The 13,977-nt window shown below is 69.5% G+C and carries 11 protein-coding genes and 1 riboswitch; of the genes, 5 read left to right on the top strand and 6 right to left on the bottom strand.

What is annotated here, in order from left to right:
* The first annotated feature begins 109 nt into the window (after window positions 1-109).
* A complete protein-coding gene (locus tag ACGFIB_RS24230) occupies window positions 110-1,273 on the top strand; it encodes an MFS transporter (protein WP_393375117.1) in 1,164 nt (387 codons plus the stop codon).
* Window positions 1,274-1,526: 253 nt separating this feature from the next.
* Here the strand turns inward: ACGFIB_RS24230 and ACGFIB_RS24225 are convergent, their stop codons facing one another.
* Window positions 1,527-3,350, bottom strand: coding sequence for an acyl-CoA dehydrogenase (locus ACGFIB_RS24225; protein WP_393375114.1), 1,824 nt, complete (start codon window positions 3,348-3,350; stop codon window positions 1,527-1,529).
* A 147-nt stretch (window positions 3,351-3,497) separates the two neighbouring features.
* Window positions 3,498-3,569: riboswitch (guanidine-III (ykkC-III) riboswitch) on the top strand.
* A gap of 5 nt (window positions 3,570-3,574) precedes the next feature.
* On the opposite strand from ACGFIB_RS24225, the gene ACGFIB_RS24220 reads away from it, so the two are divergent.
* A complete protein-coding gene (locus tag ACGFIB_RS24220) occupies window positions 3,575-3,820 on the top strand; it encodes a CBU_0592 family membrane protein (protein ID WP_142574633.1) in 246 nt (81 codons plus the stop codon).
* Between the two features lie 41 nt (window positions 3,821-3,861).
* Window positions 3,862-4,239, top strand: coding sequence for a VOC family protein (locus ACGFIB_RS24215; protein ID WP_142574634.1), 378 nt, complete (start codon window positions 3,862-3,864; stop codon window positions 4,237-4,239).
* Between the two features lie 6 nt (window positions 4,240-4,245).
* Here the strand turns inward: ACGFIB_RS24215 and ACGFIB_RS24210 are convergent, their stop codons facing one another.
* Window positions 4,246-4,695 (bottom strand): hypothetical protein, encoded by a 450-nt coding sequence (locus ACGFIB_RS24210; RefSeq protein ID WP_357265687.1) that lies wholly within the window; start codon window positions 4,693-4,695, stop codon window positions 4,246-4,248.
* Window positions 4,696-4,781: 86 nt separating this feature from the next.
* Between ACGFIB_RS24210 and ACGFIB_RS24205 the strand changes: the two genes are divergently transcribed.
* On the top strand, window positions 4,782-5,228 hold the full coding sequence (locus tag ACGFIB_RS24205) for a GNAT family N-acetyltransferase (protein WP_191054098.1): 447 nt from the start codon (window positions 4,782-4,784) through the stop codon (window positions 5,226-5,228).
* Here ACGFIB_RS24205 and ACGFIB_RS24200 read toward each other — a convergent pair.
* Window positions 5,199-7,247, bottom strand: coding sequence for a molybdopterin-containing oxidoreductase family protein (locus ACGFIB_RS24200; RefSeq protein ID WP_393375110.1), 2,049 nt, complete (start codon window positions 7,245-7,247; stop codon window positions 5,199-5,201). The genes ACGFIB_RS24205 and ACGFIB_RS24200 overlap by 30 nt on opposite strands.
* 46 nt (window positions 7,248-7,293) lie before the next feature.
* Window positions 7,294-7,731 carry an RpiB/LacA/LacB family sugar-phosphate isomerase gene (locus tag ACGFIB_RS24195; protein ID WP_142574638.1) on the bottom strand — a complete coding sequence of 146 codons (438 nt, stop codon included), beginning with the start codon at window positions 7,729-7,731 and terminating at the stop codon, window positions 7,294-7,296.
* Window positions 7,732-7,793: 62 nt separating this feature from the next.
* Here ACGFIB_RS24195 and ACGFIB_RS24190 point away from each other — a divergent pair, with 62 nt between their 5' ends.
* Window positions 7,794-10,199 carry a lysylphosphatidylglycerol synthase transmembrane domain-containing protein gene (locus ACGFIB_RS24190; protein ID WP_229689917.1) on the top strand — a complete coding sequence of 802 codons (2,406 nt, stop codon included), beginning with the start codon at window positions 7,794-7,796 and terminating at the stop codon, window positions 10,197-10,199.
* Window positions 10,200-10,317: 118 nt separating this feature from the next.
* Here ACGFIB_RS24190 and mgrA read toward each other — a convergent pair whose 3' ends face one another.
* Complete coding sequence (mgrA, locus tag ACGFIB_RS24185; RefSeq protein WP_393375106.1) at window positions 10,318-11,343, bottom strand: L-glyceraldehyde 3-phosphate reductase; 1,026 nt, start codon at window positions 11,341-11,343, stop codon at window positions 10,318-10,320.
* Window positions 11,340-13,385, bottom strand: coding sequence for a S9 family peptidase (locus ACGFIB_RS24180; protein ID WP_142574660.1), 2,046 nt, complete (start codon window positions 13,383-13,385; stop codon window positions 11,340-11,342). Before ACGFIB_RS24180 ends, mgrA begins: the two co-directional genes overlap by 4 nt.
* Between the last annotated feature and the right edge of the window lie 592 nt (window positions 13,386-13,977).

Below are 13,977 nucleotides of genomic sequence, written 5' to 3'. Positions count from 1 at the left end.
TTCAGTCGAGGATACTCCACTCCTGCAATTGCCCGCGCTTGCAAGTATTAAGCGCCTGCAACTATTGTCGGCGCGTGTTACTCGCTCGTGCAATCGCTGGGGGACGTTCATGCCGCTCGCACTCGTAGCCCTCGCCATCGGGGCCTTCGGGATCGGGACCACCGAATTCGTGATCACTGGGTTGCTCCCGCAGGTGGCGTCCGACCTCGGCGTCTCCATCCCGACCGTCGGTCTGCTCGTCACCGGGTACGCCCTGGGCGTGGTGGTCGGCGCCCCGCCGATGACCGTGCTGGGGACGGTCATGTCCCGCAAGCGCGTGCTGATGCTGCTGATGGCGCTGTTCGTCGCCGGCAACCTGCTCTCGGCCCTCGCGCCGGGCTTCGGGGTGATGCTGGCCGGCCGGGTGATCGCCTCGCTCGCGCACGGCGCGTTCTTCGGCATCGGCTCCGTGGTCGCGGCCGAACTGGTCGCCCCGCACCGGAGGGCCGGCGCGATCGCCCTGATGTTCACCGGTCTGACCGTGGCCAACGTCGTCGGCGTGCCCCTGGGCACCCTGGTCGGCCAGGTCGCCGGCTGGCGGACGACCTTCGCCATCGTCGCCGGGCTCGGCGTCGTCGGCCTGATCGGCATCGTCGTGCTCGTACCCGAGATGCCGCGGCCCGAGGGCGTGCGCCTGCGTCACGAAGTGGCCGCACTCCGCGACGTCCAGGTGTTGCTCGCGATGGGCATGACCGTGCTCGGGTTCGGCGGCGTCTTCGCGGCCATCACGTACATCGCACCGATGATGGTCCGGGTCACGGGCTACCCCGAAGGGGCGGTGACCTGGCTGCTGGTCCTCTTCGGTCTCGGCATGGTGGCCGGCAATCTCATCGGGGGAAGGTTCGCCGACCGCGCGCTGATGCCGATGCTGTACGTCTCGCTGGGCGCCCTCGCGGTCGTCCTCGCCGCCTTCACGCTGACCGCGCACAGCAAGATCCTCGCCCCGGTGACCGTGGCCTTGGTGGGGGCGCTCGGCTTCGCCACCGTGCCGCCGCTGCAGAAGCGCGTGCTCGATCTCGCCCACGGCGCGCCGACGCTGGCCTCGGCGGTCAACATCGGCGCCTTCAACCTCGGCAACGCCCTGAGCTCCTGGCTCGGCGGCCTCGTCATCGCGGCGGGCCTGGGCTACACCTCGCCCAACTGGGTGGGCGCCCTCCTCGCCGCTTCCGCGCTCGTGCTCGCCGTCCTCTCGGCCGCCCTCGAACGCCGCTCCGCCGCGCCCGCGCCCGCCTAACCTCCCCGCGTGATCTTGTAGTTTGTCGCACGTAAGCCTTCGACCTCGGGCGATACCGTCTGTGATCATGCAGTGATCCCCGCTGCACGCCCGCGACCTGCTCGTACATCATTCGTGATCTTGCAATTGAAAGGTCACGCAGATGGAACTCGCAGGTGGTGCGTGGTGCTGACGGAAACTCTGCATGATCACCGACGGTACTTGCCCAGGCGGGAGCGGGTCGCTGCGACAAACTCCAAGATCACGGCCGGGGTTAGAAGGAGTTTTCGGGCAGCTCCATGATGTCCTGGCCGGTGGCGGCGAGTACGCGGCGCTCGGCGGCCAGGCGGGGCAGCACGGTCTGGGCGAAGAACGAGGCCGCCGCGACCTTGCCCGTGTAGAACGCCTTGTCCTCCTCCGAGGCGGAAAGGGCGTTCAGCGCGATCTCGGCTTGGCGCAGCAGCAGCCAGCCCAGCACCAGGTCGCCCAGAGCCATGAGGAACCGGGTGGTGTTGAGGCCGACCTTGTAGACCTCCTGCGGCGTCTCCATGGAGGCGATCGCCCAGCCGGCCATCGTGTCGGCCATGGCCTTGACCTCACCGGCCGCCTCGTCGAGCAGGCCGCGCTCGACCTTCAGCCGCCCGTTGCCCGCCTCGGAGCCGGCGAACGTCCTGATCTCGCCGAGCAGCGACCCCAGGGCGGCGCCCTGGTTCCTCAGGACCTTGCGGAAGAACAGGTCCTGGCCCTGGATCGCGGTCGTGCCCTCGTACAGCGAGTCGATCTTCGAGTCGCGGATGTACTGCTCGATCGGGTAGTCCTGCAGGAAGCCCGAGCCGCCGAGCGTCTGCAGCGAACGGGCCAGCAGCTCGTACGACCGCTCGGAGCCGACGCCCTTGACCAGCGGGAGCAGCAGGTCGTTGAGCGCCTCGGCGGCCTGGTCGCGGCGGCCCTCGAACTCCGCGATCTGGATCTGGTCCTGGATCGTCGCCGTGTAGATGACCAGCGCCCGCATCGCCTCGGTGTACGACTTCTGCAGCATGAGCTCGCGGCGCACGTCGGGGTGGTGGGTGATCGCCACGCGCGGGGCGGTCTTGTCGCCCGAGCGGGTGAGGTCGGCGCCCTGGAGGCGGTTCTTCGCGTAGTCCAGCGCGTTGAGATAGCCGGTGGACAGCGTGGCGATGGCCTTGGCGCCCACCATCATGCGGGCGTGCTCGATCACCATGAACATCTGCCGGATCCCGTCGTGCGCGTCACCGACGAGGTAACCGATGGCGGGGTGCTTCTCGCCGAGGGTGAGCTCGCAGGTCGTGGAGACCTTCAGGCCCATCTTCTTCTCGACGTTGGTGACGTACACGCCGTTGCGCTCGCCCAGCTCGCCGGTCTCCACGTCCACCAGGTACTTCGGCACGAGGAACATCGACAGGCCCTTGGTGCCGGGCTTGGCCCCCTCGGGCCGGGCGAGCACGAGGTGGAAGATGTTCTCGGCCATGTCGTGCTCGGCGCTGGTGATGAAGCGCTTGACGCCCTCGATGTGCCAGGTGCCGTCGGGCTGCTGGATCGCCTTGGTCCGGCCGGCGCCGACGTCGGAGCCGGCGTCGGGCTCGGTCAGCACCATGGTCGCGCCCCAGCGCCGCTCGACGGCCATCTCGGCGAACCGCTTCTGCTCCGGGGTGCCGAGCTCGAACAGCAGGTGGGCGAAGGCCGGGCCGCAGGCGAACATCCACACGGCGGGGTTGGCGCCGAGCACCATCTCGGCCATGGCCCACACCAGGCTGCGCGGGGCGAGTGTGCCGCCGAGCTCCGGCTGCAGCTCCAGGCGCCACCACTCGGCGTCCACCCAGGCCTGGTAGGAGCGCTTGAAGCTCTCCGGCATGGTCACGCTGTGGGTGGCGGGGTCGAAGACGGGCGGGTGGCGGTCGGCGTCCTCGAACGAGTCGGCGATGGGACCGGTGGCGAGCCGGTTCACCTCTTCCAGCACGCTTCGCGCGGTGTCCTCGTCCACCTCGGCGAACGGGCCGGTGCCGAGGATCTCCTTGCGCCCGAACACCTCGAAGAGGTTGAACTCCAGGTCGCGGAGGTTGCTCTTGTAGTGACCCATCTGTGTGCGCTCCTAGAACCGAACCCGGGGGTAACGTACTGGTCGGTAACTCTAAACGTATGCTACCCGCGAGTAACCGGCAGTATCCATGGTCTGCGCCACAGATCGCGCGGTTTGGTGACGCACAACAGGTATGGTCCCGTTGTGAGAAGGCCGCGATCCGCGGTCTTCCCGGACGAGGTGCCCGCCGTACCCGGACCAGCGAAGACGGTGGGCGGAAGGACATGGACCAAGCCCTGCAGATCGTCGGCGCCGTGCTCATCCTCGGCGCGTTCCTGCTCTCCCAGATGAACGTCCTGGACAACCGCTCGAAGGTCTATCTCACGCTCAACCTCGTCGGCTCCGCGGTGCTCGCGTGGCTCGCGTACGCGGACGACGACTGGGGATTCCTGCTGCTGGAGGGGGTCTGGGCCGTCGTGTCCGCGGTGGGCCTCGTCCAGTCCCTGCGGCCGCGGCGGACCGCGACATAACCGGCTTGACACATTTTCCGGTGTCGCGCTTGGCTGGGCGCATGATTGAGATCAGCACGATGACGATCGACTGCGCCCAGCCGTACGAGCTGGCCCAGTGGTGGAGCGAGGCCCTGGGCTGGCCGCTCGTCGACTCCGAGCCGGAGGACGACGAGGTCGTGCTGGACCGCCCGGGCGGCCCGCCGCACCTGCTTTTCATCCGGGTGCCCGACGGCAAGACGGTCAAGAACCGTCTGCACTTCGACGTCGTCCCCTCGGGTGACGGCACCCGTGACCAGGAGGTGGAGCGGCTGCTCGCCCTCGGGGCCACGTCGTACGAGGACCACCGGACGCCGGACGGCGCCGGCTGGGTCACCCTCCTCGACCCCGAGGGCAACGAGTTCTGCGTCTGCCGCAGCGCGGCGGAGCGAGCGGCCTAGCCAGGGTCAGACGCCCTTGGCCCGGCCGCGCATCGACAACGTGAGCACGGCGGTGATCAGCAGCACGAGCGCGCCGCCCCACAGCGCGTCCCAGGCCGAGCCGAAGAGGCCCTCGTGGTCGATCACGAGCTGCACCGGGTACATGAGGGCCGCCGCACCGAGGCCCGGGTAGAGCGAGAAGCGCCAGGGGTGGCGCAGCGCCCAGAGACGGGCCTGCCGGGTCACCCGGTCGCCGGTGTCGGGCTTGGAGATCGCGCCGATCGCCGCGACGAGGGCGAACACGGTGATCCCCGCGCACAGGGCCCAGGTCAGGTCGGCCGGGCCGGGCAGGATGACGCCCAGCAGGAAGCTCGTGGCCGCGACCGCCCCACCGGACGTCGCCGCAGCCCGCCAGGGCGCGCCGCGCAGGGCCGCGCCGGCCAAGGACATCTCGTCCATACGGGTCAGTTCGTTCATGACTACAGCGTGCCTTTTCGGGTGTTTCCCCGGTATCGGGGAAGTCCCTGAGCCGCCCCTGACACCCCCCGGTTAGGCTCCCCGGTATGGATCTGCACTACCGTACGGCCCGGCGCGAGGACGTCCCCGTCCTCGTGGCGATGATCAACGAGGACCCGATCACCGCCGCCCGTTCGTCCTCCGGGGAGCCGGACTACGACGCCGCCTTCGAGGCGGTGGACGCCGACCCGCGCAACGAGTTGATCGTCGTGGAGTCGGACGGCGACGTGGTGGGGACCATGCAGCTCACCTACATTCCCGGGCTGTCGCGGCGGGGCGGCGAGCGCGCGCAGATCGAGGCGGTCAGGGTCGCCGTGCCGCACCGCAACCGGGGGATCGGCCGGGAGATGATGCGGTGGGCGGTCGAGCGGGCCCGGGAGCGCGGCTGCGCGCTGGTGCAGCTCACCTCCGACAAGGCCCGCACCGAGGCCCACCGCTTCTACGGCTCGCTCGGCTTCACCGCCTCACACGAGGGGTTCAAGCTCGCTCTGTGACAGCGGGGCGACGTCGACGAAGTTGTCGTGGTAGACCGCTCCCCGGCCCATGTCGGCGTCCCTCTCGTCCACCAGCGCGTTGGGGTTGGCGCCGTCCGACAGCTTCGGCCAGTGGCCCTTCGGCGCCGCCACCACCCCCTGCGCCACCCGGTCGCTGACCTCCACGTACGCCCTGAACTCGCCGTTGCCGTTGAAGACCCGGGCGGCCTGCCCGTCCACGAGGCCCCGGGACGCGGCGTCGGCCGGGTTGACCAGCACCCGCGGGCCCTTCGACCGCTTGCGCAGCTCCGGGTTGTTGGCGAACTGCGTGTTCAGGAACGTGTGCGCGGCCGGTGTGATCATCACGAGCGGGTGCGGCCGGTCGGCGGGAGCCGTACGGGCGGTGAGTGAGGGGACGTAACCCGCGACCCGCGGCAGCCCGTCGCCCTCGGCCTTCGCGGAGGCGAACTCCAGCCGCCCGCTCGGCGTCGGGAAGCCCTCGGTGAACGGCACGAACGGGTCGGCCACCGGAAGCCGGGCCCACCCCTGCTTGCGGCACTCCTCCAGCGGGATCCCCGCCTGGGCGAGCGTCTGCCCGGCCAGTTCGAGGTCGCTGTTGTAGAGGGACGGCTCGGTCAGGCCCATCAGCCGGGCGAGCCGGCGGAAGGTCTCGGTCGTGGACAGGCACTCGCCCGGCGGCTCGACGGCGGGCTCGTTCCACACCATGTACATGTGCCCGTAGCCGTGGTGCACGTCCAGGTGCTCGATCTGCATGGTCGCGGGCAGCACATAATCGGCGTAGTCGGCGGTGTCGGTCGGGAACTGCTCCATCACCACCGTGAACAGGTCCTCCCGCTCCAGCGCCGCCCTGATCCGGTTCTGGTCCGAGGTCGAGCCGAGCGGGTTGGCCGCGTAGACCCACAGGCACTTGACCGACTCGTCCAGTCCGTCGGCCAGCCGCGTCATCGTGAGCGTACGCACGGGGTGGGGGAGCAGGTCGTCGCGCGGGTCGGGGCCCGTGGGGGCGTATCCCGAGGTGGAGTAGGCCACGCCGCCGCCCGGGTGGCGCCAGTCGCCGGTGACGCCCGGGATGCAGGCGATCACCCGCATCGCGGCCCCGCCGCCCGCGTGCCGCTGGATGCCCATCGTGGCCCGGATGCCGGTCGGCCGCGTGTGCGCGAGCCGTACGCCGAGGGCGCGGATCCGCTCCTCGGGCAGGCCGGTGATCTCCGCCACCAGCGCCGGAGGGTGCCTGCGGATCTCGGCCTCGAACTCGTCCCAGCCGGTCGTGTGCTCCTCGATGTACGCGCGGTCCTCCGTGCCCTCCTCCAGCACGACGTGCAGCAGGCCGAGGGCGAGCGCCGCGTCGGTGCCCGGCCGGATCGGCAGGTGCTCGTCCGCCTGGTCGGCCGTACGCGTGCGGATGGGGTCGATCGCCACGACGTACGCCCCGGCGGCGCGGGCGTCCTGGACGAACTTCCACATGTGGTGGCCGCTGGTCAGCGTGTTGGTCCCCCACAGCAGGATGAGCCGCGACAACGCGAACGTCTCCGGGTCCATGCCGCCGGGAGTCCCGTTGACATACCGCAGCCCGTCGTTGCCGGCCCGCGCGCAGATGTTGAGGTCGTGCCGGGACGCGCCGAGGGTGTTCCAGAACCGCCGACCGGCCTGACCCGACTCGCCCTGGACGTAGCCGAGCGTCCCGGTGCCCTGGTAGGGCCAGATCGACTCGCCGCCGTGCTCCTCGACGATCGACGTCAGCTTGGCGGCGATCTCCGACAGCGCCTGGTCCAGGCTGATCCGCTCGAACCGGCCGGAGCCCTTCGGCCCCACCCTCTTCAAGGGGTGGAGAACGCGGTCGGCCGACCGCACCTGCTCCAGGTAGCGGTTGACCTTCACGCACAGGGCCCCGCGCGTGTAGGGATGGTCGTGGTTGCCGCGCAACCCGACGGCCTCGCCGTCGCGTACGGTGACCACCCAGGAACAGGTGTCGGGGCAGTCGAGCGGGCAGGCACCGAGGACGGGTAGCGACGTGCTCATGGCATCGACGGTAGCGCGCCGCTCCCCGCCGTCCCACGGGCGGTCTCTACCGGATTTCCCGCACGTACGCGACGTTCGCGGCGTCCTCGGGGTCCGTGCTGGGCGTTTCCGAGAACCAGGCGTCCAGAATCTCCGTCAGAACCTGCGGGGAGGTGAGGCGGAGGCTGAGCGCGAGCGCGTTGGCGTCGTTCCACTTGCGGGCGCCCGCGGCGGTGGCGGCGTCGGTGCACAGCGCCGCCCGCACTCCCGCTACCTTGTTTGCCGCTATGGATGCGCCGGTGCCGGTCCAGCAACAGACCACGGCCTGGTCCGCGCGGCCCTCCGCGACGTCCCTCGCCGCGGCGGAGCAGCACCAGGCCCAATCGGCACGGTCGCCGGGGGCCAGTGCTCCATAGAGTGTGACTGAATGGCCGCGCCGTTCCACCTCGGTCACAAGCATCGACGCGATCCCGTCGAGGCTGTCCGAGGCCAGGGATATACGCATGCCGTCAATTGTGGACGTCAATTGTGGACACCGAGTGCGAAGATCGCACAGAATCGCTGGTGGTGAGAGGCATCAAGGAGCAGGACCTAACGCTGGACACTCCTGGCCAAGGAGCTGTCCTCGTCGTCGAGCCTCTGCTGCCGCAGCGGATCCGCCGTCCTTCCGACGCGCTGCGGTTCCTGCTCACGCTGCTGGCCCTCGTCGCCGTCACCCTGATGGCCCTGGCCCTGCAGCGCACGCTGAACGGCCTGGAGACCGACGTCCAGGCGGGCACCGGCCGCGCCCCCGAGGTGCTGTCGGCCGCCGCCGGGCTGCTGGGCGGCGTCGCCGTGCTGATCGTCCCGGTCGCGTTCGCCGTCGAGCGGGTCTTCCACCGCGACGGCATGCGCGTCACCCAGGGGCTGATCGCCGCGATCCTCGCCCTGCTGGTGTCGTACGCGCTGGACGAGTGGCTGGTCGAGGCAGGCCCCGCCGACCTGGTGCAGCTGCTCACCGGCGGCAGGGACGTTGAGCCGCTCAACACCGTCCTCACCCCCGCCATCGCGTACGCCACGGCCGTGCGGATGAGCCGGCGCCCGCACTGGCGGGCACTCATGTGGGTCGCGCTGGCCCTCGACGTGTTCGCGCTGTTCACCGCCACCAAGGTCACCGCGCTCGGCGTGATCATGACGTACGTCGTCGGCCTCGCCGTCGGGTTCGGCACGCTCTACGGCATCGGCAGCGCGAACACCCGGCCGCCCGGCAGCGCCGTGCTGGCGGCACTGCGCAGGCTCGGTTTCACGCCGGTCGGCGCCAGGCGGGTGGAGGACGACAGCTCGGGCAGCCGCCGCTATCTGGTCGGCCTCGCCGACGAGCGGCGGATCGACGTGACCGTGCTCGATCGCGACCGGCAGGTGGCGGGCGTCGTCTACCGGCTGTGGCGGCGTTTCCTGCTCAACAACGAGACCCGGCGCAGGGCCATCCGCTCGCTGCGGGCCGAGCTGGAGCGCGAGGCACTGATGGCGTACGCCGCGCAGGCCGCCGGGGTGCGGCTGCCGCGTCTGCTCGGCACGAGCGAGGTCGGCACCGAGGCCGCGCTGCTCGCCTACGAGCACGTGGACACCCGGCCGGTGAGCGACCTCCTCGACGAGGACTTCGACGACGAGCTGCTGGAGCGGATGTGGGAGCAGGTCCGGCTGCTGCACGCGCAGCGCCTGGCCCACCGTCATCTCACCGGCGAGAGCATCCACGTCGACGCCCATCGGAACGTCTACCTCGTGGACGCCCGAAGCGGCGAGATCGCGGCAGGCGACCTGCTGCTGCGGCTCGACATCGCCCAGCTCCTCGCCTACCTCGGCACCCGCGTGGGAGCCGAGCGCTCCGTCGGGTCGGCGGCGAAGGTCCTGGGGGAGAACACGCTGGCCGGGGCGATGCCGCTGCTCCAGCGGATCGCGCTGAGCCGGGACACCCGGACGGCCGCGCGGCGGGACAGGAAGCTCCTACCCGCCATCCGCGAGCAGATCACCGCGCTGAAGCCGCAGGTCGAGGTCGAGGAGGTGCGGCTCGAACGGTTCCGTCCCCGGACGCTGGTGACGATCCTCGTCAGCACGCTCGGCGCCTACCTGCTGCTCACTCAGCTCAGCCGGGTCAACCTGATCAGTGTGATCACCACGGCGAACTGGGCGTGGAGCGGCGTCGCGCTGGTCGCCGGCGCCTTCAGCTACGTCGCGGCGGCGATCATGCTGCGTGGGTTCGTGCCCGAGCCGCTGCCACTCGGCCGCACGGTCCTGGCCCAGCTCGCCGCGTCGTTCGTGAAGCTCGTCGCGCCCGCCGCGGTCGGCGGCGTCGCCCTCAACACCCGCTACCTGCAGAAACGAGGCGTCCCGCCGGCGGCGGCGGTGACCAGTGTGGGGGCTTCGCAGCTCATCGGCCTGGCCATGCACATCATGCTGCTGCTGCTATTCGGCTACCTCACCGGAACGCAGGCCGCTCCGTCCCTCACCCCGTCTCGGGGCCTGCTCGTCGTGTTACTCGGCATCGCGGTGCTCTTCCTGATCGTGCTGGCCGTGGGGCCGCTGCGCCGCTTGCTGACCACCCGCCTGCGTGCCATGTTCTCCGGGGTGATCCCGCGGCTGCTCGACGTCGTGCAGTCACCCAAGAAGATGGTCGAGGCCGTGGGCGGAACGCTGCTGCTCACTCTTAGTTTCGTGATCTGCCTTGAGGCGTGCGTCCAGGCGTTCGGCGGCAAGGCCAGCTACACGGCCGTCGCCGTGGTGTTCCTGGCCGGCAACGCCATCGGCTCGGCCGCTCCGACCCCTGGCGGCCTCGGCGCGGTGGAGTACGCCCTGTCGCTCGGCCTCCAGGTCGCCGGGGTGCCGGGTCCCATCGCCACCTCGGCCGTGCTGCTGTTCCGGCTGATGACGTTCTGGCTTCCCGTCCTGCCCGGCTGGGCCTCCTTCGCCTACCTCCAGCGGCAGAACGCCCTCTGAGCCGCGTGGTGGGACCGGCCTGCGGTGGGGACCGGGTGCCTGTGCGCCGGAGCACAGGCACAGGAGCCACACGCCGCGACGCCGGCGCACCGGCCGGTGCGCCGGGGCGTGTGGGCACTCATTCCGCGCTGGAAGCGGCCCAGAGATTGATCCCGCACTCGACCGCGTCCTTGTCGATCGCATTCAGCTCGTCCTGGGTGAAGTCGAGCCGGTTGATCGCGTCGAGGCTGTCGTCGAGTTGCTCGACGCTGCTCGCGCCGATCAGGACCGATGTCACCCGCGGATCGCGAAGCGCCCAGGCCAGGGCCATCTGCGCCAGCGACTGCCCGCGTTGCCCGGCGATCTCGTCGAGCCGCCGGACATGGCGCAGGCTCTCCTCCCTCAGCAGGGACGGATCGAGCGACTTGCCCTGGGCCGCCCGCGAGTCCTTCGGAATGCCGGCCAGATAGCGATTGGTCAGCATGCCCTGTGCCAGCGGGGAGAACGCGATACAGCCGGCGCCCTCCTCCTCCAGCACGTCGAGCAGCCCGCTTTCGATCCACCGGTTGAGCATCGAGTAGGAGGGCTGGTGGATGAGCAGCGGCGTGCCCATGTCCCGCAGGATCGCCGCGGCCTGCCGGGTCCGCTCCGGGGAGTAGGACGAGATGCCCGCGTAGAGCGCCTTGCCCGCGCGGACCGCGTGGGCGAGCGCCCCCATGGTCTCCTCCAGGGGCGTCTCCGGATCGAAGCGGTGGCTGTAGAAGATGTCCACGTGGTCGAGGCCCATCCGCTTCAGCGACTGGTCAAGGCTGGCGAGCAGATACTTGCGCGATCCCCAGTTGCCGTACGGACCGGGCCACATGTCGTACCCCGCCTTGGTGGAGATCACCAGCTCGTCACGGTACCTGGCGAAGTCCTGCTGGTAGAGGTGCCCGAAGTTGATCTCCGCGGACCCGTACGGCGGGCCGTAGTTGTTGGCGAGGTCGAAGTGGGTGACCCCGCGGTCGAAGGCTCGGCGGAGGATGGCCCGCTGCGTTTCGATCGGCTTGTCGTCGCCGAAGTTGTGCCACAGCCCGAGGGACACCGCGGGCAGCCTCAGCCCGCTCCGTCCGGTCCGGTTGTACGGCATGCGCCCGTATCGGCCCTCGGCAGCCACGTAGCTCACTCGGTCACTCCAACTCGGTCGAGGATCCAGGAGAGCGCGAACGCCTCCTCACGCCAGGCGTCGTAACGGCCGCTGCGGCCTCCGTGTCCTGCGCCCATCTCGGTCTTCAACAGGAACGGGCCGCCCTGCGCGACGGCGCGGAGCCGGGCCATCCACTTGGCCGGCTCGTGGTAGAGCACCCGCGTGTCGTTGAGGCTGGTGGTCGCCAGGATCGGCGGGTATGGCCGGCCGTCGACGTTCTCGTAGGGCGAGTAGGTCTTCATGTACGCGTAGACCTCGGGGTCGTGCAGCGGGTCGCCCCACTCGTCCCACTCGGTCACCGTGAGCGGCAGCGACGGGTCGAGGATCGTGTTCAGCGCGTCCACGAACGGGACCTCGGCGACGATCCCCGCGAACTCCTCCGGCGCCAGGTTGGCGACCGCGCCCACGAGCAGACCACCGGCCGAACCGCCCCTGGCGATGATCTCGCCGGACCATCCCCCGGCCTTCAGGTGCCGCGCGGACGCCACGAAGTCGGTGAAGCTGTTCTTCTTCCTGGTCAGCTTGCCGTCCTCGTACCACCGGCGGCCCATCTCGCCGCCCCCGCGCACGTGGGCGATCGCGAACACGAACCCGCGGTCCAGCAGCGAGAGCCGGGCCACCGAGAAGTAGGGGTCGATGGACGACTCGTAGCTGCCGTAGCCGTAAAGCAGGGTGGGAGCGGGCCGGTTCGTGTCCTTCCGGACCACGATCGAGATCGGGACCCTGGTGCCGTCCGGGGCGGTGGCCCACTCGCGGAACTGCTCGTAGTCGGCCGGGTCGTAACCGCCGAGGACCGCCCTCTGTTTGAGCAGGATCAGCTCGCGCGAGCGCAGGTCGTAGTCGTACACCGACGGCGGAGTGACCATGGACGTGTAGCTGAGACGCAGCCGGCCGGTCTCGAACTCCGCGTTGCCGGTCGGCGCGACGTCGTACAGCGGCTCGGGGAAGGAGATCTCGTACGGCTCGCCGCCGTCGCCCGGCAGGATCCGGACACCCGTGAGACCGTCACGGCGGAAGTGGACGCTGATGTAGTCCTTGAACGCGTCCACGTCGAGCAGGCGCGTGTCGTCCCGGTGCGCGATCAGCGGAGTCCAGCTCCCCGGATCGTCGATGGGGGCGGTGGCGAGCTCGAAGTTCACCGCGCCGTCGTTGTGGAGGATGAGGAAGCGGTCGCCCGCGTGCTCCAGCCCGTACTCCACGCCGCTCTGCCGGGGCCGCACGACTGCGAACTCGCCTTCAGGGGTGCCCGCGTCGAGAACCCGGACCTCGCTGGTGATCTTGCTACCCGAGGTCAGCACCAGATAGCGCTGGCTGCGAGTCAACCCGATGCCGACCCAGAAGCGCTCGTCGTCCTCCTGGTGAACGACGACGTCATCGGTCGAGCCGAGCGTGTGCCGGTGAATCCGGTACGGACGCCACGCCTCGTCCACCGTCGTGTAGAAGAACGTGGAGCCGTCGGCCGACCAGGCGCCGCCGTAGAAGACCCCCGGAATCTCGTCCGGGAGCAGTTCGCCCGTCTCCAGGTCCTTGAACCGGAGAGTGAAGCGCTCGTCTCCGGAGAAGTCGGTCGAGTAGGCGAGCCTCGTGCCGTCGGGGCTGATCGAGCTGGTGCCCATGGAGAAGAAGGGGCTGTCGCCGGCGAGCTGGTTGCCGTCCAGAATCACCTGCTCGCCCGGGAGAGACGTGCCCGGCTCCAGTTGCGGCGGGCTGTCGCCGTCGGCGGCCACGCGGCACTGGATGCCGTACTGCTTGCCCTCTTCGGTCCGCGAGTAGTACCACCAGGCGCCCTTGCGGGTGGGCACCGACAGGTCGGTCTCCAGCGTCCTGCCCTTGATCTCCTTGAAGATGCTCTCCTGGAGGTCCTGCAGGTGACCGGTCATCTCCTGGGTGTAGGCGTTCTCCGCCTCCAGGTACGCGATCGTGTCGGGGTCGTCCTTCTTGAGCAGCCACGCATACTCGTCGACCACGGTGTCACCGTGATGCGCGCGCTCCAGGGGAACCTTCTTCGCCACAGGCGGCATGTCGCTCACCCGCCAAAGTCTATGTTCGCCATGGTCCCGCCCAGCCTCCTCACCGAGGCCTGTGGATAACCGGGCTGGGGGACAAGGGAGCCGTGGCCGGCGACTCGCGAGCCCACCTGCCCCGGGCGCGAGGTGGCGGAATACATCCGGGGCTCCAGGCGTTCGTTTCGAGTCGGGTCATGGCGGTGCCGGACCCTGGTAATCTTCTGGTGTCGGCGCGGTTCGGCGCACTTCTCTTCGATCACTTCGGTGGTTGTCTTGCGTGTGCGGGCTTGTTGCCGGTGGCTTCTCGTGCTTTTCGATCTTTCTGGTTCGGTGGTTTTGCGTCGGGCTGGGGGTTCGGGTAAGTTAGAGGGGTTGCCCCGGAAACGGGGTGGTCGAATTCCTGTCGGTTGGCGGGTTTCGGGTCAAATTAGGTCCCGGTGGGGCGGATTTGACACGGAAGAGCCGGTCGGGAAGAATTAAGACCAGCAGGGCAAAAGAAAAACAAAAAAACAAAACGGTGAAACGCCCCGGAGTGCGGGACCTGTTAAAGGGTTTCGGGTGATGGTGGTCGCGTCCGTTTCTTGAGAACTCAACAGTGTGCTAAAAG

Source organism: Microbispora bryophytorum (genome assembly GCF_043197435.1).
GTDB lineage: Bacteria > Actinomycetota > Actinomycetes > Streptosporangiales > Streptosporangiaceae > Microbispora > Microbispora bryophytorum.
Note: the sequence above shows the minus strand (reverse complement) of the source record. Positions and strands in the feature narration are given on the sequence as shown.

Bases quoted from the DNA above. Each gene is read 5' to 3' on its own strand.
- ACGFIB_RS24230 (WP_393375117.1), top strand. From the start codon at position 110: ATGCCGCTCGCACTCGTAGCCCTCGCCATCGGGGCCTTCGGGATCGGG.
- ACGFIB_RS24225 (WP_393375114.1), bottom strand. From the start codon at position 3,350: ATGGGTCACTACAAGAGCAACCTCCGCGACCTGGAGTTCAACCTCTTC.
- ACGFIB_RS24220 (WP_142574633.1), top strand. From the start codon at position 3,575: ATGGACCAAGCCCTGCAGATCGTCGGCGCCGTGCTCATCCTCGGCGCG.
- ACGFIB_RS24215 (WP_142574634.1), top strand. From the start codon at position 3,862: ATGATTGAGATCAGCACGATGACGATCGACTGCGCCCAGCCGTACGAG.
- ACGFIB_RS24210 (WP_357265687.1), bottom strand. From the start codon at position 4,695: ATGAACGAACTGACCCGTATGGACGAGATGTCCTTGGCCGGCGCGGCC.
- ACGFIB_RS24205 (WP_191054098.1), top strand. From the start codon at position 4,782: ATGGATCTGCACTACCGTACGGCCCGGCGCGAGGACGTCCCCGTCCTC.
- ACGFIB_RS24200 (WP_393375110.1), bottom strand. From the start codon at position 7,247: ATGAGCACGTCGCTACCCGTCCTCGGTGCCTGCCCGCTCGACTGCCCC.
- ACGFIB_RS24195 (WP_142574638.1), bottom strand. From the start codon at position 7,731: ATGCGTATATCCCTGGCCTCGGACAGCCTCGACGGGATCGCGTCGATG.
- ACGFIB_RS24180 (WP_142574660.1), bottom strand. From the start codon at position 13,385: ATGCCGCCTGTGGCGAAGAAGGTTCCCCTGGAGCGCGCGCATCACGGT.